Genomic DNA, 20557 nt, shown 5'->3' on the forward strand with positions numbered 1-20557 from the left:
ATGAGCCGCTTCCCCACCCCCGACCATCTCGCCTCCTGGGCCGGGACCGCGCCCGGCCAGAACGAGTCCGCCGGAAGGGTCAAGTCCAGCCGCACCCGCCCCGGAAACCCCCACCTCCAAGGTGCCCTGGGCTCAGCCGCCATGGTCTGCGGCAGGAACCCGGACACCTTCCTCGGAGCCCGCTACCGGCGAATAGCCTCCCGACGTGGCCCCCAACGCGCCAACGTCGCCACCCAGCGCTCGATCCTCACCGCGATCTGGCATATGGGCAACACCGGTACCCTCTACCAAGAGCTCGGAGCCGAACACTTCATCCGGCTCAATCCGAACCGCGCCAAGAACCGCGCCATCCACCAACTCGAAGCAATGGGGTACACCGTCACTCTCGCCGCAGCGTCCTAACCCACCACTATCTACGTGTCAGATAAGTCCGCGTATCAGCGTTTCGGGTACGCACGACGGCGGGAGCTCGCCTCGGGGAGGCGAGTGACCGGCGTCGTGCCCGGATGAACGGCGCCAGCCAGCCGCCCGGCCCGCCCTGTCAGGAGCGGAGGAAGTCCAGCAGCGCGGCGTTGACCTCGTCGGAATGGGTCGCGCAGATGTTGTGCGGCCCGCCCTCCACCGTCACGAGCCGAGCCCCCTTGACGAGGCCCGGCATGCGGGCGGAGGACGCCTCGAGCGGAACGATCCTGTCCTCAGTGCCGTGGACGAGCAGGAGCGGGACGTCCAGCTTCGCGACGTCCTCCCGGAAGTCCGTTCCCCAGATGTCCACGACCGCGAGGGTCGCCAACCCGGAGGCGCGGTAGGCCTTGGCCTTGTGCGCGGCCACCATGCCCTCGCTCACGCGGCTCCCGAGCAGCTGGTCCGTGTTGAGGAAGTTCTCGAAGAACCCGTCGAAGAAGCCGTAGCGGTCCGCGCGGATCGCGTCCTTGATGCTCTCGATCACGTCCAGTGGCACGCCCTCGGGGTTGTCGTCCGCGCGGAAGAGGTACGGCCCCACGGCGCCGATGGTCACGGCCTTCGCGATCCGCCCTGAGCCGTGCCGGGCGAGGTAGCGCAGCACCTCGCCGCCGCCCATCGAGAAGCCGACCAGCACGGCGTCGCGCACGTCCAGGTGGTCCAGGAGCGCGGCGAGGTCGTCGGAGAGCGTGTCGTAGTCGAAGCCCTCGGTGGGGTGGTCGGAGCGGCCGTAGCCGCGGCGGTCGTAGGTGATGACCCGGTGCCCGGCCTCGAGCAGCGCGCGGTGCTGCGCCTCAAACGCCTGCCCGTCCAGCGGGAAGCCGTGGATGAGGACCACCGGCCGGCCCGTCCCGTGGTCCTCGAAGTACAGCTGGATGTCCGTGCCGTTCTGCGATCCGACGGTGATGCGTCCCATGCTCTCCCTCTCCTCGCGTGTGCGCGGCCGGGGCGTCCGGCCTCGCTTCGCATGCTAGGCACGCACGACGCCGGGCGGTCAAGGAACGCTGCTGGCCCGCCGCGGCTACGATGGCACCGTGGTGGAGGGCGAGGGGCAGAGGGGCCCCGAGGCGTTCTTCGAGGGGTCTCCCGAGGGCCTCGCGATCTTCCGCGCGGTGACCGAGGCGGTGTCCTGGATCGGGGAGGCGGGCGTGCGGACCACGAAGAGCCAGATCGCGTTCCGGCGACACACGGGGTTCGCGTACGTCTGGCGCCCCGGCCGGTATGTGCACAGCGACGTCCCGGCGGTGCTGTCCATCGCGCTGCCCCGGAGGGACTCCTCGGCGCGGTTCAAGGAAGTGGCCCATCCGGCGCCCCGGGTCTGGATGCACCACCTCGAGCTGCGCGGGCCCGAGCAGGTCGACGCCGAGGTGGCCGCGTGGCTGCGGGAGGCCTACGAGGCGGCAGGCTGACCCGCCGGCGGCCGGGGGTCAGTGGCGGTAGGCGGCGCGGACCAGGAGGTCGAACGCGCGGTCCGGCAGGACCTTGCGCAGCAGCATGAGCGGCGCAGCGCCGCGGCCCACCGGGTACCGCGGGGCCGGGTAGCGGGACTGGACGGCCCTGAGGATCGCGCTGGCCACCACCTCCGGCGGGGAGGCGAGCCTGTCCGTGTACGCCCCGGCCACCGTGGCCGCGACCCGGCGGGCCTGTTCCTCGTAGGCCCCGCCCTCGGCGGTGGCCCGCAGCGACTCCTGGGCGATCCCGCTCCACTCGGACAGGATGGGACCGGGCTGGATCACCACGACCCGGACCCCGAACGGCAGCAGCTCGATCCGCAGCGAGTCGGAGAGGCCCTCGACGGCGAACTTCGTGGCGTGGTACCAGGAGGCAAGCGGCTCGTAGAACTTCCCGCCGATCGAGGACACGTTGACCACGGTGCCGGAGCGCCGCTCCCGCATCCCCGGCAGGACGAGCTGGGTGAGCCGGGCAAGGCCGAAGACGTTCACCTCGAACTGCCGCCGCGCCTCGTCGATCGGGACGTCCTCGAGCGCGCCGAACGAGCCGTAGCCGGCATTGTTCACGAGCACGTCGACTCGGCCGGCCTCGTCGAGGATCCGCCCCACCGCGCCCGCCATGGACTCCTCCGAGGTGACGTCGAGCGCGAGGACCCGTGCGCCGTCGTCCGCGAGCCCCGCCATGCGGTCCACGCGCCGCGCGCCGGCGTAGACGGTGAAGCCGGCGGCGAGGAGCGCGCGGACGGTGGCCTCGCCGATCCCACTCGACGCACCGGTGACAAGGGCAACCTGTTCCATGCGCCCCACGCTACCGGGCGGTCACTGCCGGTGGGGCACACCGGCCGGATCCAATACCCTCTGGGGTATACTGGAACGACGAGAAGGAGGACCCCATGGACGTCGATCCGCAGACCATGAAGCCGGCCATCAACCGCCTCAAGCGCGCGCAGGGCCAGCTCAACGCCGTGGTGCGCATGCTCGAGGAGGGCAAGGACTGCAAGGCGATCGTCACGCAGCTCGCCGCGGTCTCGAGCGCCGTGGACAAGGCCGGGTTCAGCATCATCGCGACGAACCTGCAGGAGTGCATGACGCGCCCGGACTCGGACTTGGAGGTCGCCGAGCTCGAGAAGATGTTCCTGAGCCTCGCCTGACCCGGCCCGGCACCGGTCGCGAATTGTTGGCTTGAGCAGGGTGCCGGCATCCCGCACCCTGCTCAAGCCAACCATTGCGCGCAGCGGGGGTGTGGCAGGCTGGGCGCATGAGCCTCCGCCGCCTCGCCGCCTCCGCCCGTTCCCAGGTGCCGCCGTTCGCAGTCATGGACATCCTCGCGCGAGTGGACGCGCTGCGGGCCGCGGGGCGCGACGTGGTGAGCCTGTGCGCGGGCGAGCCCTCCGGCGGCGCCCCGGCCGCCGTGTCCGCGAAGGCCGCCGAGATCCACGACTCCGGGCGCGCCCTGACCTACACGCCCGCGCTCGGCACCGCCGAGCTGCGCTCCGCCATCGCTGACCACTACCGCCGCTGGTACGGCCTGGACGTCGATCCCGCGCGCGTCGCCGTCACCACCGGCTCCTCTGGCGCGTTCATGCTGGGCTTCCTCGCGGCCTTCGAGGCCGGCGACCGCGTTGCCCTCGCCCGCCCCGGCTACCCCGCCTACCGCAACATCCTCACCGCGCTCGGCTGCGAGGTCGTGGAGCTCGACGCCGGTCCCGCCTCCCGCTACCAGCCCACCCCCGCGATGCTCGACGCCGCAGCCTCCGAGCGCGGGCCGCTCGCCGGCGTCGTGCTCGCCTCGCCCGCCAACCCGACCGGGACCATGGTCAACCGCGAGGAGCTCGCGTCCCTGGCCGACTGGTGCGCGGCGAACGGCGCCCGGCTCGTGAGCGACGAGATCTACCACGGCATCACCTACCCCGGGCCCGACGCCGGGGAGCACTCGCGCGGGGTGTGCGCGTGGGAGGCGGACGGGGCCCAGGAGGCGATCGTCATCTCGAGCTTCTCGAAGTACTGGGGCATGACCGGCTGGAGGCTCGGGTGGATGCTCCTGCCGGAGGAGCTCGTGGCTCCGGTGGACGCCCTCGCGGGCAACCTCGCCCTGTGCCCGCCGGCGCCCTCGCAGCTCGCGGCGGTCGAGGCCTTCTCCCCGGCCGCGTACGAGCAGGCCGACGCGTGGGTCGCGGGGTACGCGGGCACCCGGCAGACGCTCCTGGACGCGCTCCCTGCCCTCGGCTGGGGCCCCGCCGCCCCGGCGGATGGCGCCTTCTACCTCTACGCCGAGCTCGGCGCCCAGCTCGAGCGGTTCGGCGACTCACGCGAGTACTGCCGCGCGCTGCTCGAGGCCGAGGGAGTGGCGCTCGTGCCGGGCACCGACTTCGACGCCGTCCACGGCGGCCGCGCCGTACGGCTGAGCTTCGCGGCGGGCCAGGCCGCGGTGGAGGCGGCCATCGAGCGGATCCTGAGGTTCCAGGGCGCCTGACTCCGACGTCCAGGCCCACCCCCCGCCGGCCAGTTCCCGGCGCCTTGACCCGCCCCCACCTCAAGGAGAAGTCCGTGGCCTACACGCCCCCGAACCCCTTCACCACCCGGCCCACTCTGCAGGGCACCTTCGGCATGGCCGCCTCCACGCACTGGCTGGCCACCGCCTCGGCCCAGGCCGTCCTGGAGCGGGGAGGGAACGCGTTCGACGCCGCGGTGGCCGGCGCCTTCGTCCTGCACGTCGTGGAGCCGCACCTGAACGGCCCGGGCGGGGACATGACCGGCATCTTCGCCACGGCCGCGGAGCCCGCGCGGCCGAGGGTCCTGATGGGGCAGGGACCTGCCCCCGCGGCGGCGACCCGCGAGCACTTCCTCGCGGAGGGCCTGGAGCTTGTTCCGGGCGCCGGGGCGCTGGCTGCCGCCGTGCCCGGTGCCGTGGACGCCTGGCTGCTGCTCCTGCGGGACCACGGAACGTGGGAGCTGGCCGACGTCCTGTCCTTCGCCATCGGCTATGCCCGCGACGGCCACCCCATCCTGGACCGGGTGGCCAGCACGATTGCCTCGGTTGCCGGACTGTTCACCGAGTTCTGGCCGACGTCGGCGGACCTCTGGATGCCGGAAGGGAGGGTCCCGGCCGGCGGCGACGTCCTGAAGAACCCCGCCTACGCGGCAGTCCTGGAGCGGCTCGTTGCCGCCGGGACGCCCGGCGGCCGCGAGGAGCGCGGAGCCCGCGAACGGCGCATCGACGCCGCGCGGGTGGAATGGCGGGAGGGCTTCGTGGCCCAGGCCTCCGCGGAATTCCTCGCCCGTCCGCACCGCCACTCCTCCGGAACGGACCACGCGGGCGTGATCACAGAGGCGGACTTCGCCGGTTTCACGGCTGGCTACGAAGACGCCACCACTCTGGAGTTCCGCGGCCACACCATCGCCAAGACCGGGCCCTGGGGGCAGGGGCCGGCCCTGCTCCAGGCTCTCGCGATCCTCGACGGCTTCGACGATGACCGCCTGGACCCGTCGACTGACCTCGGTGCGCACACCATCCTTGAGGCGCAGAAGCTCGCCATGGCCGACCGGGAGGCGTACTACGGGGATGCCGACGTGGACCTCGGCTACCTGCTGAGCCCTGAGTACGCGGCGCAGCGCCGCCGGCTCATCGGTGCGGAGGCCTCGCACGGATTCCGCCCGGGGAAGGTGCCCGGCCGCGAGCCCTTCATCCCGCCCCTGCGCACCGAATACCGGCTCCCGTCGCATGCTGCAGGTCAGGACTGCCCCGTCGGCGCGGCCGGCGAACCGACGGTCCTGCCCACCGGCGAGACGCGCGGCGACACCTGCCATCTCGACGTCGTGGACAGGTGGGGCAACATCGTCTCCGCCACGCCCTCCGGCGGATGGCTCCAGTCGTCCCCCGCCATCCCCCAGCTCGGCTTCTGCTTGGGCACGCGGCTGCAGATGACGTGGCTCGAGCCCGGCGCGCCATCCTCCCTGACTCCCGGCAGACGGCCGCGCACAACGCTGACGCCCACGCTGGTGCTGCGCGGCGGCAGGGCCGTGACCGCCCTCGGTTCGCCCGGCGGGGACCAGCAGGACCAGTGGCAGCTGCTGTACCTCCTCCGCACGATCGTCGGCGGCTACGGGCCGCAGCAGGCCATCGACGCGCCCGCCCTGCACACGACCTCCATGCCGGGGTCCTTCTGGCCCAGGACGTGGACGCCCGGCGGCGCGGTGGTGGAGGACCGCCTCGGCGAGGAGGTCATCACCGCGCTGGAAGGGCGCGGGCACATCGTGACGCGCGCCGGGGACTGGACCCTCGGCCGGCTGTCCTCGGTGGGACGGGACCCCGCAACGGGGCTCCTGACGGCGGCGGCCAATCCCCGAGGCAACCAGGGCTACGCAGCGGGCCGCTGAAGGGCGCTCCCGCCGAGAAGCGGCGCGCTCCGTTTCGCGGCTGCCGCGCGCTGCCGTGTGCGGTCAGGCCGGGAACTCCTCCGTGTCCACGTCCGCCTGCGCCGCGGGCGAGTACCGGCCGCCGGAGACGGTGCGCTCGTTGATGAGCTCGCCGGCGCGGGCCAGGACGTCCGCGGGCACCTCGAGCGAGCCCGCCGCGAAGTCGTCGTCGAGGTGGGCCGCGCTGCGGGTGCCCGGCAGGGCGATGACGTGCTCGCCGCGGGAGAGCACCCAGGCGATCGCGAGCTGCGCGGGCGTGCACCCGGCGTCGTGCGCCAACTCCCCGAAGCGGTCCAGGAGGGCGAGGTTCGCGGGCCAGTGATCGGCGTCGAACCGCGGAACGGTGCGGCGGAAGTCCCAGTCCGGCAGGCCCGCCGGGTCGCGGAGCACGCCGCCGAGCGCGCCGCGGCCCACGGGGCTGAACGCGACGAAGGCGATGCCCAGCTCGCGGCACGCCTCGAGGGTGCCGAGCTCGGGGTTGCGGGTCCAGAGCGAGTACTCGTTCTGGAGCGCGGCCACGGGGTGGGCGGCATGGGCGCGGCGCAGCGTGGCGGCGCTGATCTCGGAGAGCCCGACGCCGCCGATCTTGCCTTCCCGGACCAGCTCGCCGAGCGTGCCCACGCACTCCTCGATGGGGACGTTCCGGTCCCAGCGGTGCAGGTAGTAGAGGTCGATGTGGTCGGTGCGCAGCCGGGCGAGCGACGCATCCACGTAGGCACGGAGCGCCTCGGGCCGGCCGTCGATCACGCGCCTGCCGTCCTGCGAGTGCATGCCGCCCTTGGAGGCGAGGAAGAACTCGTCCCGGCGCCCGGAGAGGGTCTCGCCGATGAGCGTCTCGTTGGCGGTGGCGCCGTAGATGGTGGCGGTGTCGAAGTGGGTCACGCCGGAGTCGAGTGCGTGGAGGAGGAGCTTGGCGGCGTCCTCGCGAGAGGGGAGGGGGCCGTAGGCCTGGTTGAGGTTCATCCAGCCGAAGCCGACTGGGCCGAGCTCGCGGCCGGCGATGGTCCTTGGTGCCACGGGGGAAGTCTGCGTCTCCATAGGCCGATCCTCCCACTCCCCGGCCGCCCCGTGCGCCCCGATGACAGGCCCTGCTGGTACCGGGACCGGGCACACCTCCCGGCGCATCACTTCTCGCCGCGCAGCCGCTCCATGTCCCGCCGGTCCTTCTTGGTGGGCCGGCCGGCGCCGCGGTCGCGCTGCGGGAGGCCGAGGAACGGGGCGGGCGGGCGCTCGGGCGTGTGGTCCGTGAAGCACCTCGCCGCGGCCTCGGCCCCCACACGCTTGACGATGAGCACGTGGACCTCGAGGATCCTCTCGAATCCGGCCTGGCGGATTCGCACCGTATCGCCCGGCACCACGGTCTGAGAGGCCTTCACCGTGTTTCCGTTGAGGCGTATATGTCCGGCTCGGCATGCAGCGGTCGCGGCGGAGCGGGTCTTGAAGGCGCGGACGGCCCACAGCCAGGAGTCGATCCGGACTGCCGAGGGAACCGAGGACGGGGCAGTGGCTGATGCGTGCGAAGGCATGGTGCGCAGCATCCTACCGGCGTATCGTCAGGGCATCGGGACGATCGAAGGAGCTCTGACATGCCCCACAAACAGCCACACCAGCCCGAAACCCACAAGAAGCCGTCCAAGACGATCAAGGAGCAGCGCGCAGCGAAGCGCGCCAAGAAGGCCGTAGCCCTGGACGCGGATCCCGTGGCCCATCTGCGGAAGCCGCGCTCCAGCAAGTAGCCGCACGGGCCCCGAGCAGCCCGCACAGACCGAAGCGGACGACGCCGGCCGGGAGGCCGCCGTCGTCCGCTTCCGTGTGCTTGGGGTGCTCAGCGCGGGTGTGCTCAGCGCGGGGCAGCCGGGTGTCCCGCGGGGTGTTGCGGGGTCAGCGCCCGGTCTGGAGGCCGGCCCGCGCCATCGCGTCCGCATAGGCGCGGCCCATCTCGATGAGCCACTCTGTCTGGCGCTCCTTGGAGCCGGCGAACGACCGGCCGTGCAGCGAGCGGGCCTTGTAGACCTTGAGGCCCCGGCGCCAGATGAGCGGGTTGTCCGTCTTGAGCAGCATCTGCGCGAGGCGGTTGGCCTCGGTGCCGTGGGCGACGATCGCCGAGGCGCGCGGGACGAGCTTGAGGAACGCCAGCAGCGGCTTGAGGCCGGCGTTGACCTGCTCCGGGGTGAGCTTGCCGTTGGGCTCGCCCGGGGTGAACCAGGGGTGGACGTTCCACGGCATGATCCACTCGGGGCGCAGGCCAAGCTGGTACTGCAGGCCGAGGAGCCGCGTCGCGGCAGCATCGTCGCCGGCCCACACGTAGCCGCGGGGGCTCGCCTCGCCGGTGTTGGAGAAGAGGCTCACGATCCGGCACTCGTCCACCGAGTGCATCGGGTCCACGTACGGGACCTCGAAGCCGGGGCGGAGCCTGCGCAGGAACTCGACGTGCTCGTTCACGGGGGCGATGTGCGGCCCGAACTCCGGCCCCCGCTCCGCCGAAATGGGGGACTGGACCACCGAAATGGGGGCCTCGCCCACCGAAATGGGGGCCTCGCCCACCGAAATGGGGGCCTCCTCCACCTCAACCGCAACGCTCGCGGCAGCGAGCTCGAGCTCCGCTGCCGCCCGCACAGCCGCCTGCTCGGCTGCCGCCGAGGCGGAGAGAGCGTCCTGTGCGGCCTGCTCCGCTGCCGAGGCCTCGGCAGCGGCAGCCTTCGCGGCCGCTGCCTTGGCCACGGCGGAGCGCACCGCAGCCTTGGCAGCGAGAGATGCATGCTCGGCCGCCGCCCGGGCCTGCTCGGCGGCAGCGCGGACCGCCTCGATCTGATCCGCGTCGGGACGTCCCGCCGCGGCCAGCCCCGTCGCCTCCTCAGCCAGTTCCGCAGCGGTGTGAGCATGCTGCGCGAGGGCGGCCTCGTCGTCGTCCGTCTCGAGGTCACGCTCGGTCACCACGGAAGGCGCCTCCGCGGCGCGCGCGGCCTGCCGCTCGGCGATCGTGGTGACGAACACCTCGGAGGCCTTCGGGGCGCCCTTCGAGGTCACCGTCTTCTTCGCGGCGCCGGTTTCCTTGGCGGCGGCCTCCTTCACTGCGGCCTTCGGCGCCCGCGCGGCCCGGGCCGTCTGCGGAGCAGAGGTCCGATTGGCCTGGGGAGCGGGGTCGAGGTCGTCATCCTCATCGTCGAAGAGGTTGTCGAACAGGTCGTCGAGGTCGTCGTCCTCGTCGTCGTCGAGCTGCGGCGCAACGCCGAAGCCCTCCTCGTACTTGGCGTCGAGCTCGGAGCGGTAGTCGGAGTCGAAGTCGTCGTAGTAGTCGGGCTCGGCCAAGGCGGTCATGAAGGCGGGGGTCTCCTCGTCGCGGGCACGGGCCGGCTCACGGGCACGCTGCAGCGCGTCCGTTCCGGGCTGTTCAGGGGGGCGGCTCTCGGCCCGTGGTGGGCGGAGCTTTAAGAGCTTAGCAAGCCCGGATTGCCCTTCGGTTCGCCGTTCGTTCACCCGCGCCGAGCATCACGCCGCCTTCCGCCGGAGATCCGCGCCAGCAGCGTCAGCTCCTGCTCGTTATGCCTTTCCACTCTCCCGAGAATCCCGGCGTGTCGCGGGATTCCGGGCGTGTCAGCGGGCCATGACGAGCAGGGCCGAACGCCTCCTCCCACCGCGGCGGCAACCGGCCTACCATCGCCCCATGGGCACTGCGGTGAGCATCACTGGACTCGTCAAGACCTTCGGCAGGCTCCGGGCCCTGGACGGCCTGGACCTCGACGTCCGCGAGGGTGAGGTCCTGGGCTTCCTGGGCCCCAACGGCGCGGGCAAGTCCACCACCCTCCGGGTCCTCCTGGGCCTCCTGCGCGCGGACTCCGGCCATGTGGAGATCCTCGGCGGGAACCCGTGGCGGGACGTCGTCTCCCTGCACCGGCGCATCGCCTATGTCCCGGGGGACGTGAGCCTGTGGCCCTCCCTCACGGGCGGCCAGGCGATCGACCTCCTCGGCCGCCTCCGCGGCGGACTGGACGAGAGGCGCCGTTCGGAGCTCATCGAGACCTTCGAGCTGGACCCGTCCAAGCGCGGCCGCACGTACTCCAAGGGCAACCGCCAGAAGGTCGCGATCGTCGCGGCCCTGGCCTCCCGCGCCGAACTGCTCATCCTGGACGAGCCCACGGCCGGTCTGGACCCGCTCATGGAGTCCCTGTTCCGGGAGGAGATCCGCCGCGAGAAGGCGGCGGGGCGCAGCGTGCTCCTCTCGAGCCACATCCTGTCCGAGGTGGAGGCCCTCGCGGACCGGATCAGCATCATCCGCCAGGGCAAGGTGGTGGAGACGGGCACGCTCGAGCAGATGCGCGCCCACGCCCGGACCACCGTCGCTGCCACGCTCGACGACGGCGCAGCCGCCCTCACTGGCCTCCCCGGCGTGGTGGACCTCCACGCCGAGGACCACCGGGTCCGCTTCACCGTGGACGCGGACGGCCTCGGCCCCGCGATGAACGCCCTCGCCGCGCACGGCGTCCGAGCCCTGACGGTCACTCCTCCGAGCCTCGAGGACCTCTTCCTCCAGCACTACGGCGACCGGATCGCGCCGCAGGACCAGCCGGGCGGCGAGAGGGTCGTGGAGGGTGCGGCTTCGGCGTCGCACGACGGCGCCTCCCGCACCAGGCGGCGCGCCCGCCACCGTGGGGGCTCGCCTGAAGAAGCCCAGGGGACCGTGCCGGGAGCGCCGCGGTGAACGCGTTCGCGGGCACCGGCCGGCTCCTCGTGCTGTTCGCGCGGCTGGACCGGTGGCGGATCGCGCCGTGGGTCCTGCTGCTCGGGTTCTTCCCCGTGGCTGCCTACTCGGGGTACGGGGCGGTGTTCGGCAACCCGCAGGACGCGCGGGCGCTCGAGCTGAGCCTCGGCGGCAATCCGGCGTTCACGCTCCTGTTCGGGCCGGCCGTGGGGCTCGAGACCGCGATGGGGTTCACCACCTGGCGCATCCAGATCCTCGGCATGTTCTTCGCTGCCCTCATGGCGGTGTTCACCGTGACGCGCCATGCGCGCGCGTCCGAGGATTCGGGGGAGGCCGAGCTCATCGACTCCTCGGCGGTGGGCCGGTACGCGCGCCTCACCGCGGCGGTGCTGCTCGCGTGGGCTGCCTCGGCGGCTGTCACGGCGGTGGTGGCGGGCACCCTCGTCGCGCAGGGCGCGGACACGGAGTCGGCCCTCGCGCTGGGCGCGCTCATCGGAGGGATGGGGGTGGCGTTCGCCGGGGTCGCGGCGGTGACGGCCCAGCTGGCCTCGTTCTCCCGGACGGCGAACACTCTCGCAGCGGGGATCCTCGTCCTCTCCTACATCCTCCGCGGGCTCGGGGACACGCTCGCGGACGCGGAGTGGCTCCTGTGGACCAATCCGATGGGCTGGGCTGAGCTCATCCGGCCCACGAGCGAGAACAACTGGGCCCCGTTCGTCCTCCTGGTCGGCTTCGGCGCCGTCACGGCCGTGCTGGGCGCGGTGCTGACCCAGGCGCGGGACTTCGGGTCGGGGCTCGTGGAGCAGCGGCCGGGGCCGGCGCGCGGGCGTGGAGGGATCTGGGCGCTCACCGGAGCGCTGAACCGCGGCCCGTTCATCACGTGGGGCTTCACCTTCGCCGCACTCGGGGTGATCTACGGGCTCGTCGCGGGCACGATGAGCGAGTTCTTCGCGAACAACGAGTTCATCCGCCGGATGCTCGCGGCCCGCGTTGCGACGGAGGCGGACCTGACCAACACCTTCGTCACCATGCTCCTGCTCATCGTCTCGATGGTCGCCGGCGTCTTCGGGGTGCAGATCGCGGGGCGCTTCGCGGTCGAGGAGGACGAGCGGCGCGCGGAGTGGGTCCTCTCGGGCTCGCTCTCCCGCTGGTCGCACTTCGCCCCCACCGCGGTCTCGGCGCTGCTGGCCCCCGCCTTGGCGATGGCCCTCGCGGGCGCGGTGCTCTCGGCGACCGCCTCCGCCGCCGGCGCCGAGGTGGACCCCGGCCGGGTGGCGCTCCAGGCCCTCGCCACGATCCCGGCGCTCTGGCTCGCCTCGGCCCTGGGGCTCATGCTCGTGGGCGCGCTGCCCGCGGTGCGGTGGGCGGTGTGGCTCGTGGTCGTGTACTGGCTCGTGCTCACCATGTTCGGCCCGCTGCTGAACGCGCCGGAGTGGATGCTCAAGACCAGCCCGTACTACCTCGTCCCCGACATTTCGAAGGCCGACGCCGACTGGGCGCCTGTCGCATGGATCCTCGCCCTCGTCGTGGTCCTCGTGGCGGCCGGCTTCGCGGGATACCGGCGCCGCGACCTGCGCACGGTGTGAGGGTCCCGCCCCGGGCCCCGAGCAGACGGGCGGGACTCGGTCGGGACTCGGTCGGGACAGGGTGGGACAATGGAACGCGTGTCCCTCGCCGAGCAGCATCCCATCAGCCGTGAGAGCCGGCTCGTAGTCACTGTCCTCGTGATCGCGGCGTTCGTCGTGATCCTCAACGAGACGATCATGAACGTGGCGCTCCCCCGCCTCATGGCGGAGCTGGGCGTGGACGCGACCACGGTCCAGTGGCTCGCCACCGCGTTCATGCTCACCATGTCCGTGGTCATCCCCATCACGGGCTTCCTGCTGCAGCGCTACGCCACGCGGACCGTGTACCTGCTGGCGATGGGCCTGTTCAGCGCGGGCACCCTGCTCGCGGCGCTGGCTCCGGGCTTCACAGTCCTCCTGCTCGCGCGGATCGTGCAGGCCTCCGGGACCGCGATCATGATGCCGCTGCTCATGACGAGCGTGCTGCGCCTCATCCCGATCGTGCGCCGCGGCCAGGTGATGGGGACCGTGAGCATCGTCATCTCGGTGGCCCCGGCAGTGGGGCCCACGCTCTCGGGGGTGATCCTGCAGTTCCTCTCGTGGCGGTTCATGTTCCTGACCGTCCTGCCGATCGCCCTCGCCGCCCTCGTCTACGGGGCGGTGAAGCTCCGCGGGGCGCCCGAGGGCGCCCCACCGCGGCTCGACGTGCTCTCGATCGCCCTCTCCGTTCCGGCCTTCGGCGGTGTGGTGTACGGGCTCAGCCGGCTCGGTGGCGAGGCCACGGGAGGTGTCGGCCCCGCGGTGCCGCTCATCGTGGGCGGGATCGCGCTCGTGGCATTCGTCCTCCGGCAGCTCTCGCTCCAGAAGGCAGGATCGCCGCTCCTGGACCTGCGCGCGTTCACGTACCCGATGTACACGGTGGCCACCGCCCTCCTCATGGTCGGCATGATGGCGCTCTTCGGCGTGATCATCCTGCTGCCCATCTACCTCCAGCAGGTCCGCGGCCTCGACACCTTGGGCACCGGCCTGCTTCTGCTCCCCGGCGGCCTCGTCATGGGCCTGCTCGCCCCGACGGTCGGGAAGTGGTTCGACCGTGTGGGCCCTGTGCCCCTCACGGTCACCGGGACGTCGCTCATCACCGCGGTGCTCGTGGGCTTCGGGTTCCTGCAGTCGGACACGTCCGTGTGGCTCGTGATGGCCCTGCACGTCGTCATGTCGCTCGGTCTGGCCCTCCTGTTCACGCCGACGTTCACGAGCGGGCAACCCCCTCCCGCCGCGCCTGTACAGCCATGGGTCCGCGATCCTGAGCACGCTCCAGCAGGTCGCGGGCGCGGCGGGCACCGCCCTCCTCGTGGCCGTCATGGCGGCCACCGCGCACAGCGCCGCCGCCACGGAGCCCGCGGCCGAGGCCTCGATGCAGGGCTTCCGGGCAGCGTTCCTCGTCGCCGCGGGGGCCGGGGCCGCCGCCGTCGTCCTCGCCTCCTTCCTCCGCAACCGCAAGCCCGAGCACCATCCCGCCCCGGCCGAAGAGCTCTCCCCCTCCTGACCGTTTCGGGTACACATAACGACCACCCAAGACCATCTCAGGTACACATAAGGACCACCCCAGGACCAACTCGGGTACACAAAAACCCACCCAAGAGCGTTTCGGGTACACATGAGGACCACCCAGGATCAACTCGGGTACAGATGAGCGGCCCCTTCAGCCCTTCCGGGTACACGTGCCCGTCGCGGCATATGCGGCCAAGGGCATCTAGGGTGCGGAGAACCCTCCGTCGGCCTTGATGAGCTGCCCGTTGACCCATCCCCCGGCCTCGCCTACCAGGAACGCGACCACGGCCGCGACGTCCGCCGGCGTTCCGAGGCGCCCGCCCGGCTGCCGCTGCGTGAGGGCCTCCCGCGTCGGATCATCCATCCACCCGGTATCGATGGGCCCCGGGTTGAGGACGTTCGCGGTGATGCCCTGCGCCCCGAACTCGCGCGCCGCCGCGAGGACGATCCTGTCCAGCGCCCCCTTGCTGGCTCCGTAGGGCAGGTTGTGCACGGTGTGGTCGGAGGTGAGGGCGAGGATCCGCCCGCACCCTGCCCATTCGCGGGGGAACTGCTCGGCGAAGGCCCGGACCAAGAGCCACGAGGCGCGGGCGTTGACAGCGAAGTGCCGGTCGAAGGACTCCACGCCCGTGTCGAGGATCGACGAGTCAACGGACTCAGCGTGGCTCATGATGAGCGCCTGCACGCGTCGGTCCGCGCCGGCATCGGCGAGGAGTGCGGCCGGGGCGTCGGGGTCTGTGAGGTCCGCGTCGAAGAGCCGCACCTCAGCGCCCCGGCCACGCAGCTCCTCCGCGAGCTGCCCGGCGTCGTGCGGACGGACGCCCGAGGCCATCCGCGCGTCGTACGCGGAGTGGTAGGAGAGCGCGAGGTCCCAGCCCTGCCGCGCGAGCTCGCGCGCAATGCCGGCCCCGATCCCCACCAGCCGCCCCACACCGGTGACGAGCGCGAGCGGCCGGGTCATCCGAGCCCCCTCTCGTACACGACCGTGGTGCGGACCGCGCTGAATCCCACGCGCTCGTACAGCCCCACCGCCCCGGTCGGGTTCTCGGAGTCCACGCCCAGATCGGCGATCCGGAACCCCGCGGACCGGGCGGCGCCGAGGACGTCGGTGAGGAGCGCCGTCGCGAGCCCCCGCCCGCGCGCCCGGCGCCGCGTCCCGACCAGTGAGACGTACAGCTCCCCGGGCACGTACTCGTTGCAGAGGACGTACGCGTCCACGGCGTCGTCGGGCGCCAGCGCGGGGTCGGCACTGAGTGCGACCCGGCTGAGCGCCGGACGGAAACTGCGCGAGGCGAGCTGGTCCGCCCACTTCTCGCGCGTGCGCTCCACGGCGCCCCAGTGGTCGGAGAACGCCTCGTTGTGCGCGCGGCGCGTCGCCTCGGTGTGCTCCCCTCCAAGAACGCGGACGACGCCGGGCGCTTCCACCGCGCTCGTCGCCACCCTGCCGCTGGGGGCACGGTGCGCGAGCGGCCGAGCCTGCGCGGATCCGACCCGTACGGCTTCCGGAGGAGGGCCGGCGGAGAGCGGCTCCCATGCGGCGAGCTCGACCCGCATGTCCCGGAAGTACCTGGCCGGGGCATAGCCGCGGGCCTGGGCGAGGCGCGTGGCGCCGGAGGCGGGCTTGCCGCACCACAGCGAGCCAACCAGGGGGAGCCCCGGGTAGCGCTGCGCGGCGAGCTCCGCCGCGCGGGGCTCGATCCAGTCCATGACCGCCCGGCCCAGGCCCCGCCCCCGCCATTCGGGGTGGACCCCGCCACTGAGGGAGGCCTTGGCGACTCGGTCGACGAGCCCTGCGGAGACGCGCAGCTGGCCGTAGGCGACCATGGTGCCGCCGTCCCAGCCGCCGAAGGTGTCGAGCGAGGGGTCTACGCCGGGCTCGGCGAGCTCTTCGACGAGGTCCTCGGGCTCATAGAACTCGTCGGTGTCGTCGATCTTCGCGAGGACGTTGCTGAGCTCAGCCCATGCCGCCGCGTGGGCGGGTTCGATGGGCTTCCACACAACACTCATGCTGCTCCTGTCGAGGAGGCCGGGCGTGCCCGGGAGAGACCGGTGCGGTGCCACCCACGCTAGCACCGCGGCCCGGCGCCCGGCAGCGCCGATGCGGCGCCGAGTCCACAGCATGTGCACTTCCCGGGAAAAGTTGTCCACAGTCTGTGGGCAAATCCGTGGACAGCGTGCGTCCCGCGGGAATGACATGGATGTAAGTTATCCACGCCGTGGACAACCCTGTGGATAAGTCGGAGGAGCGGGGCCGTCCCCTCAGAGCGAGAAGCCGTCCTCCACAAGATCCTGGTCCGCCGGGTGGCGCTTCAGGTAGCCGCGGACGTAGGGGCAGTGCGGCCGCACGCGCTGGCCCTTGGCCCGCACGTCGCCGAGCGCCGCCGCCACGAGCCGCCCCGCGAGGCCCTGCCCGGAGAATGCCTCACCCACCATCGTGTGGTCGAACGCCACGAGCCGCCCCGCGTCCTTGAGCCGGTACTGGGTGAACCCCACGACCGCCCCGCCCACGGTGATCTCGTAGCGGCCTCCCTGCGGCGAGTGCCGCACGGCAACGCCGTCCCCCGCGCCGCCGGTGATGGGTTCGAAGACACCCGTCTGGACGCTGTCGCGAGTCGCGGCGCCTTCACTCCCGGCGCCTGCACTCCCGGCCACGCCGGTCCCGGTCACGTCACCGGCGCCCGGCGCCGCACCGCGCGGCCGGAGCCGCACGTGGGGGAGCGGCGGGGCGGGAAGCGGGCCCTCGCCGCCGGTGGGCTCGACGACGGGACCGAACCGTGCGCCGTCGTGCGCACCCGTGGCCTCCCCCGCGGCAGCGGCACCCCGCACCTGAGGACCGGAGGCGCCGACACCCTCCGGACCGGGCTCCGTGAGCCCGAGCTGCGCCTGCCACGCCGCACGGTACCCCACGATCTCGTCGTGGCTGCGCCCCACGAAGTTCCACCACATGGTGATCTCCTCGCCGAACGGCGGCCCGCCGAGGAGGACGGCATGCACGGGGTGTGCCTCAGGATTCGCCAGGCGCAGGCGGCTGCGTCCTGGCGCCGCGTAGGCGAGGTGCGCTTCGGGCACGGGTGCCTCGTCGAGTTCGAGCCCGCCCGAGTCGGCGAGCACCGCGTGCTCGAACCCGCTCGCGAGCTCGAGCGTGACCCGCGCTCCCGGTCGGAGCGTGAGCTCGGCCCCGAGCAGGGGCGAGTAGGCCCGCACGGGGGAGGCGGAACCGGCCAGCGCGCCGAGGAACACGCGCAGCTCGCCCGCGGGGCCGCCCCCGTCGTCGTGGAGCACGACGACGGGCGGGACGTAGCGCTCGAACCCCGGCTCTGCGTCCCGGAAGGGATCGGGCAGGGCTGTCCACAGCTGCACGCCGTGGAGCACCGTGGTGTCGGCCGTGGAGTACTCCGAGTGGTTGATGCCCCGGCCGGCGGTCATGAGGTTGAGCTCCCCCGGCCGCACGATCGCCTCGTGGCCCGCACTGTCCCGGTGCTGGACGGCGCCGGTGAAGAGCCAGCTGACGGTCTGCAGGCCGGTGTGGGGGTGGGGAGGCACGCGCATGCCGCCGGTGGCCGAGACGTCGTCGGGCCCGTAATGGTCCGCGAAGCACCACCCGCCCACGAGGCTGCGCTGCTTGGAGGGGAGGGTGCGCCGCACGGGCATGGCGCGAGGGCCGCCGAGGGGGACGTCGCGGGGGGCGATCACCTCGAGCGGGGCGGTTCCGGCGCCCTCTGCACCGCAGAGGGTCTCGGGCGGATCGAGTTCGAGATTGCTCATGGGCTGCCTCCTAGCGAGGAGCCTACGCCGCCCGGAGGGGACCTGCGGACCGCAATCCACATTCCAACAGGCATTACCCCCAGAGTTATCCACAGGTGGGGACAAGCTGGGCCGGGGACGCGCTGGATCCGCTCCGATCCGCCCAATCATCCACATCTGTAATCGAAACAACAGCCCTGTAGGTTACGCACAGTGTGGAAAGTCCTGTGGACAGGGCGTTGACCGTTCCGGAGGGACGGTCCTAGTCTCACCGCGAAGGAGCGACCCATGAGCAGCGACGACGCAGCCACCGTCCCCCGTCCCACCCGGATCACCGCCGTCCCGGGCGGCCCCCACATCGACGTCGTCCGGGACTTCGACGCCCCGCCTGAACGCGTTTTCGCCGCCCATTGCGACCCGGCGCTCTTCTCCCAGTGGATCGGCCCGGCGCGCCTCATCACGGTGGTCGAGCACATGGACGCCCGCACGGGGGGTTCCTACCGCTTCGTCCAGAGGGAGCACGACGGCGGGGAGTACCGTTTCCGGGGCAGCTTCCACGAGGTGGCGGCGCCCCACCGCATCGTCATGACATTCGAGTACGAGGGCGCCCCTGGCCATGTGGAGCTCGACACGGCCTCGTTCAGCGACCTTCCCGACGGCCGCTGCCGCCTCCGAGTTCATTCGACTTTCGAGTCGGCCAAGGAACGGGACGCGGTCCTCGCGGCAGGCATGGCGGACGGGGTCGAGGAAGGCTACCGGCGTCTGGACGGGCTCCTGGCCGACGGCATCGCCTAGCCGCGGGCCCGGCCGTCACACCCGGCCCCGATCCCGCACCCGCCGGGACACCGCGCGTCCACAGGCTGGGACAGTAGTTGTCCACAGCCCGGGGACAACCACTCCTCGGGATGGGGCACTGCACGCGGAGACCCCCCGCTAACCGCGCGATGGCGGGCCCGAACCGGGTGGTAACTACAATGGTGGAACTTGTGCACACTGTGGAAAGGCCCTGTGGACAAAGGGCGGGGCACGGCACGCCAGATGCCGGATTAGAGGACGAAGGGGCGGGCGTCTGGGGGTGGGGGGTCAGGCCCCGCCGGGCCCGATCCCGAGCGCGGAGACCCGCAGGAGCGTGGCCGCCGCGAGGAGGACGGCGACAGCAGCGAGGCCGCCGATCTGGAAGGCCGTGCGGGAACGGCCGCGCGGAGCGTAGACGATCGCCGCGGTGGTGAGGGCGCCCGTCACGAGGCCGCCGAGGTGGGCCTGCCACGCGATCTGCGGGATGAAGAAGCCCAGCGCCACATTGACCGCGATCAGGATGAGGAGCTGGCGGTGGTCGCCGCCGCGGTGGCGCATGACGACGAACATCGCGCCGAAGAGGCCGAAGACCGCTCCGGAGGCGCCGACGACGCCGCCCAGGTTCGGCGGGGTCAGGAGGAAGAAGCCGACCGAGCCGCCCACTGCGGAGATGAGGTAGACGGCGAGGAAGCGGGCGCGTCCGAGGAGGGGCTCGAGGGCCTGGCCGAAGATCCACAGGGTGTACATGTTCACCACAATGTGCAGGACGAACGACTGCGCGTGCAGGAACGCTGCCGTGAGCATCCGCCAGGGCTCCACCCCGGTCAGCAGGGTCGCGTAGGCGAACTCCTGGTAGACGGTGCCTGCGGGGATGGCCCACTGGAGGACGTAGACGAGGACGCATGCCGCGATGAGCGAGAGCGTGACCACGGGGCGGCCGCCGGGCCGGGCGGTCGCCCCGTAGGCGGTGCGGGTCGCGGGGGCCGCGAGCTCGCGCACGCAGTCCACGCAGTGGAAGCCGACCGGCGCCGGCCGCTGGCACTCCGGGCACGCAGGCCGGCCACACCGCTGGCACGCCACATAGGAGACGCGGTCAGGGTGGCGGGCGCACACGGGCGCGGGGACGCCAGGGCCGGCGGCCGGGCTTCCATAGCTCATGCGATGTGTATCCCTGTTGTCAGGTACCGGGTCAGACCTGCTCGATGTCGATCGAGCTGATCACGACGTCCTCGACCGGACGGTCCTGCATGCCGGTGCGGACGCCCTGGATGGTGTCGACGACCTTCTTGGACTCCTCGTCCGCGACCTCGCCGAAGATGGTGTGCTTGCCGTAGAGCCAGCTCGTGTCCACGGTGGTGATGAAGAACTGCGAGCCGTTCGTGCCCTTGCCGCCCTGGATGCCGGCGTTCGCCATGGCGAGCTTGTACGGCTCCTTGAAGTTCAGCTCGGGGTGGATCTCGTCGTCGAAGCGGTAGCCGGGGCCGCCGATCCCCTTCCCGAGCGGGTCGCCGCCCTGGATCATGAAGTCGCGGATGATCCGGTGGAACACCGTGCCGTTGTAGAGCGGGGTGCCGGTCTTGTCCTCGCCGGTCTCCGGGTGGGTCCAGGCCTGCTCGCCGGTGGCGAGGCCCACGAAGTTCTGGACCGTCTTCGGGGCGTGGTTGCCGAAGAGGTTGACCACGATGTCGCCGTGGTTCGTGTGGATGGTTGCCTTGGCGGTTGCGATTGCGCTCATGGCCGCCATTCTTCCACGCTCAGGGCGAACGGATTCTGGCCGGTTCCCCTGTTCCGCGCTCGGTGAAATCGGGCATAAGGACAGACGAAAGGCCCACGTCCCCGTAGCGAGCGCAGGGCGGCGGACGTAGGCTGGCGTTGGT

Annotated in this window: 19 protein-coding genes and 1 pseudogene; 10 read left to right on the top strand and 10 right to left on the bottom strand. The window is 72.1% G+C overall.

Going from position 1 to position 20557, the window contains the following annotated elements; all coding sequences use genetic code 11:
* The coding region (locus ABCQ75_RS15740; RefSeq protein ID WP_345885401.1) for a transposase at window positions 1-402 on the top strand (402 nt) is incomplete at its 5' end.
* Window positions 403-541: 139 nt separating this feature from the next.
* Here the strand turns inward: ABCQ75_RS15740 and ABCQ75_RS15745 are convergent.
* Entirely contained in the window at window positions 542-1375 is an 834-nt protein-coding gene (locus tag ABCQ75_RS15745; protein WP_345886582.1) for an alpha/beta fold hydrolase, read from the bottom strand.
* A 118-nt stretch (window positions 1376-1493) separates the two neighbouring features.
* Between ABCQ75_RS15745 and ABCQ75_RS15750 the strand changes: the two genes are divergently transcribed.
* Window positions 1494-1868 (top strand): DUF5655 domain-containing protein, encoded by a 375-nt coding sequence (locus ABCQ75_RS15750; protein ID WP_345886583.1) that lies wholly within the window; start codon window positions 1494-1496, stop codon window positions 1866-1868.
* Window positions 1869-1886: 18 nt separating this feature from the next.
* Here the strand turns inward: ABCQ75_RS15750 and ABCQ75_RS15755 are convergent, their stop codons facing one another.
* The gene (locus ABCQ75_RS15755; RefSeq protein WP_345886584.1) at window positions 1887-2708 is read right to left on the bottom strand and encodes an oxidoreductase; all 822 of its coding nucleotides are present in this window, start codon (window positions 2706-2708) and stop codon (window positions 1887-1889) included.
* A 95-nt stretch (window positions 2709-2803) separates the two neighbouring features.
* On the opposite strand from ABCQ75_RS15755, the gene ABCQ75_RS15760 reads away from it, so the two are divergent.
* The 3 genes from ABCQ75_RS15760 (at window position 2804) to ABCQ75_RS15770 (ending at window position 6287) form a co-directional block, all read left to right on the top strand.
* Window positions 2804-3061, top strand: a complete 258-nt coding sequence (locus ABCQ75_RS15760) for a metal-sensitive transcriptional regulator (RefSeq protein ID WP_345886585.1) — start codon at window positions 2804-2806, stop codon at window positions 3059-3061.
* Between the two features lie 107 nt (window positions 3062-3168).
* Window positions 3169-4383 (top strand): aminotransferase class I/II-fold pyridoxal phosphate-dependent enzyme, encoded by a 1215-nt coding sequence (locus ABCQ75_RS15765; RefSeq protein ID WP_345886586.1) that lies wholly within the window; start codon window positions 3169-3171, stop codon window positions 4381-4383.
* A gap of 74 nt (window positions 4384-4457) precedes the next feature.
* Entirely contained in the window at window positions 4458-6287 is a 1830-nt protein-coding gene (locus ABCQ75_RS15770) for a gamma-glutamyltransferase family protein (RefSeq protein ID WP_345886587.1), read from the top strand.
* Window positions 6288-6350: 63 nt separating this feature from the next.
* Here ABCQ75_RS15770 and ABCQ75_RS15775 read toward each other — a convergent pair whose 3' ends face one another.
* Together ABCQ75_RS15775 and ABCQ75_RS15780 are read right to left on the bottom strand one after the other, a co-directional pair.
* A complete protein-coding gene (locus ABCQ75_RS15775; protein ID WP_345886588.1) occupies window positions 6351-7364 on the bottom strand; it encodes an aldo/keto reductase in 1014 nt (337 codons plus the stop codon).
* 86 nt (window positions 7365-7450) lie between these two features.
* Window positions 7451-7852 (bottom strand): RNA-binding S4 domain-containing protein, encoded by a 402-nt coding sequence (locus ABCQ75_RS15780; RefSeq protein ID WP_345886589.1) that lies wholly within the window; start codon window positions 7850-7852, stop codon window positions 7451-7453.
* A 60-nt stretch (window positions 7853-7912) separates the two neighbouring features.
* Here ABCQ75_RS15780 and ABCQ75_RS15785 point away from each other — a divergent pair, with 60 nt between their 5' ends.
* The gene (locus tag ABCQ75_RS15785) at window positions 7913-8062 is read left to right on the top strand and encodes a hypothetical protein (RefSeq protein ID WP_345886590.1); all 150 of its coding nucleotides are present in this window, start codon (window positions 7913-7915) and stop codon (window positions 8060-8062) included.
* 145 nt (window positions 8063-8207) lie between these two features.
* Here ABCQ75_RS15785 and ABCQ75_RS15790 read toward each other — a convergent pair whose 3' ends face one another.
* Window positions 8208-8702 carry a uracil-DNA glycosylase family protein gene (locus ABCQ75_RS15790; RefSeq protein WP_345886606.1) on the bottom strand — a complete coding sequence of 165 codons (495 nt, stop codon included), beginning with the start codon at window positions 8700-8702 and terminating at the stop codon, window positions 8208-8210.
* 1288 nt (window positions 8703-9990) lie between these two features.
* Between ABCQ75_RS15790 and ABCQ75_RS15795 the strand changes: the two genes are divergently transcribed.
* The 3 genes and pseudogenes from ABCQ75_RS15795 to ABCQ75_RS15805 all read left to right on the top strand — a co-directional run bounded on the left by ABCQ75_RS15795 (window position 9991) and on the right by ABCQ75_RS15805 (window position 14136).
* Window positions 9991-11025 (top strand): ABC transporter ATP-binding protein, encoded by a 1035-nt coding sequence (locus ABCQ75_RS15795; protein ID WP_345886591.1) that lies wholly within the window; start codon window positions 9991-9993, stop codon window positions 11023-11025.
* Window positions 11022-12611: an ABC transporter permease gene (locus tag ABCQ75_RS15800; RefSeq protein WP_345886592.1), complete on the top strand. Its 1590-nt coding sequence runs from the start codon at window positions 11022-11024 to the stop codon at window positions 12609-12611. The genes ABCQ75_RS15795 and ABCQ75_RS15800 overlap by 4 nt, the downstream gene beginning before the upstream one ends.
* Before the next feature lie 69 nt (window positions 12612-12680).
* Window positions 12681-14136 (top strand): annotated as a pseudogene (locus ABCQ75_RS15805) (DHA2 family efflux MFS transporter permease subunit).
* Window positions 14137-14343: 207 nt separating this feature from the next.
* Here the strand turns inward: ABCQ75_RS15805 and ABCQ75_RS15810 are convergent.
* The 3 genes from ABCQ75_RS15810 to ABCQ75_RS15820 all read right to left on the bottom strand — a co-directional run bounded on the left by ABCQ75_RS15810 (window position 14344) and on the right by ABCQ75_RS15820 (window position 17906).
* The gene (locus ABCQ75_RS15810; RefSeq protein ID WP_345886593.1) at window positions 14344-15102 is read right to left on the bottom strand and encodes an SDR family oxidoreductase; all 759 of its coding nucleotides are present in this window, start codon (window positions 15100-15102) and stop codon (window positions 14344-14346) included.
* Window positions 15099-16148 carry a GNAT family N-acetyltransferase gene (locus ABCQ75_RS15815; protein ID WP_345886594.1) on the bottom strand — a complete coding sequence of 350 codons (1050 nt, stop codon included), beginning with the start codon at window positions 16146-16148 and terminating at the stop codon, window positions 15099-15101. The genes ABCQ75_RS15810 and ABCQ75_RS15815 overlap by 4 nt, the downstream gene beginning before the upstream one ends.
* A gap of 252 nt (window positions 16149-16400) precedes the next feature.
* A complete protein-coding gene (locus ABCQ75_RS15820; protein ID WP_345886595.1) occupies window positions 16401-17906 on the bottom strand; it encodes a bifunctional pirin family protein/GNAT family N-acetyltransferase in 1506 nt (501 codons plus the stop codon).
* A gap of 267 nt (window positions 17907-18173) precedes the next feature.
* Here ABCQ75_RS15820 and ABCQ75_RS15825 point away from each other — a divergent pair, with 267 nt between their 5' ends.
* Window positions 18174-18680, top strand: a complete 507-nt coding sequence (locus ABCQ75_RS15825; RefSeq protein ID WP_345886596.1) for an SRPBCC family protein — start codon at window positions 18174-18176, stop codon at window positions 18678-18680.
* Between the two features lie 288 nt (window positions 18681-18968).
* On the opposite strand, the gene ABCQ75_RS15830 is transcribed toward ABCQ75_RS15825, so the two are convergent.
* The gene (locus ABCQ75_RS15830) at window positions 18969-19838 is read right to left on the bottom strand and encodes a rhomboid family intramembrane serine protease (RefSeq protein ID WP_345886597.1); all 870 of its coding nucleotides are present in this window, start codon (window positions 19836-19838) and stop codon (window positions 18969-18971) included.
* Window positions 19839-19869: 31 nt separating this feature from the next.
* Complete coding sequence (locus ABCQ75_RS15835) at window positions 19870-20415, bottom strand: peptidylprolyl isomerase (protein ID WP_345886598.1); 546 nt, start codon at window positions 20413-20415, stop codon at window positions 19870-19872.
* Between the last annotated feature and the right edge of the window lie 142 nt (window positions 20416-20557).

Origin of the sequence: Sinomonas halotolerans (assembly GCF_039615075.1) — a bacterium.
In the GTDB taxonomy this organism is placed as follows: domain Bacteria; phylum Actinomycetota; class Actinomycetes; order Actinomycetales; family Micrococcaceae; genus Sinomonas; species Sinomonas halotolerans.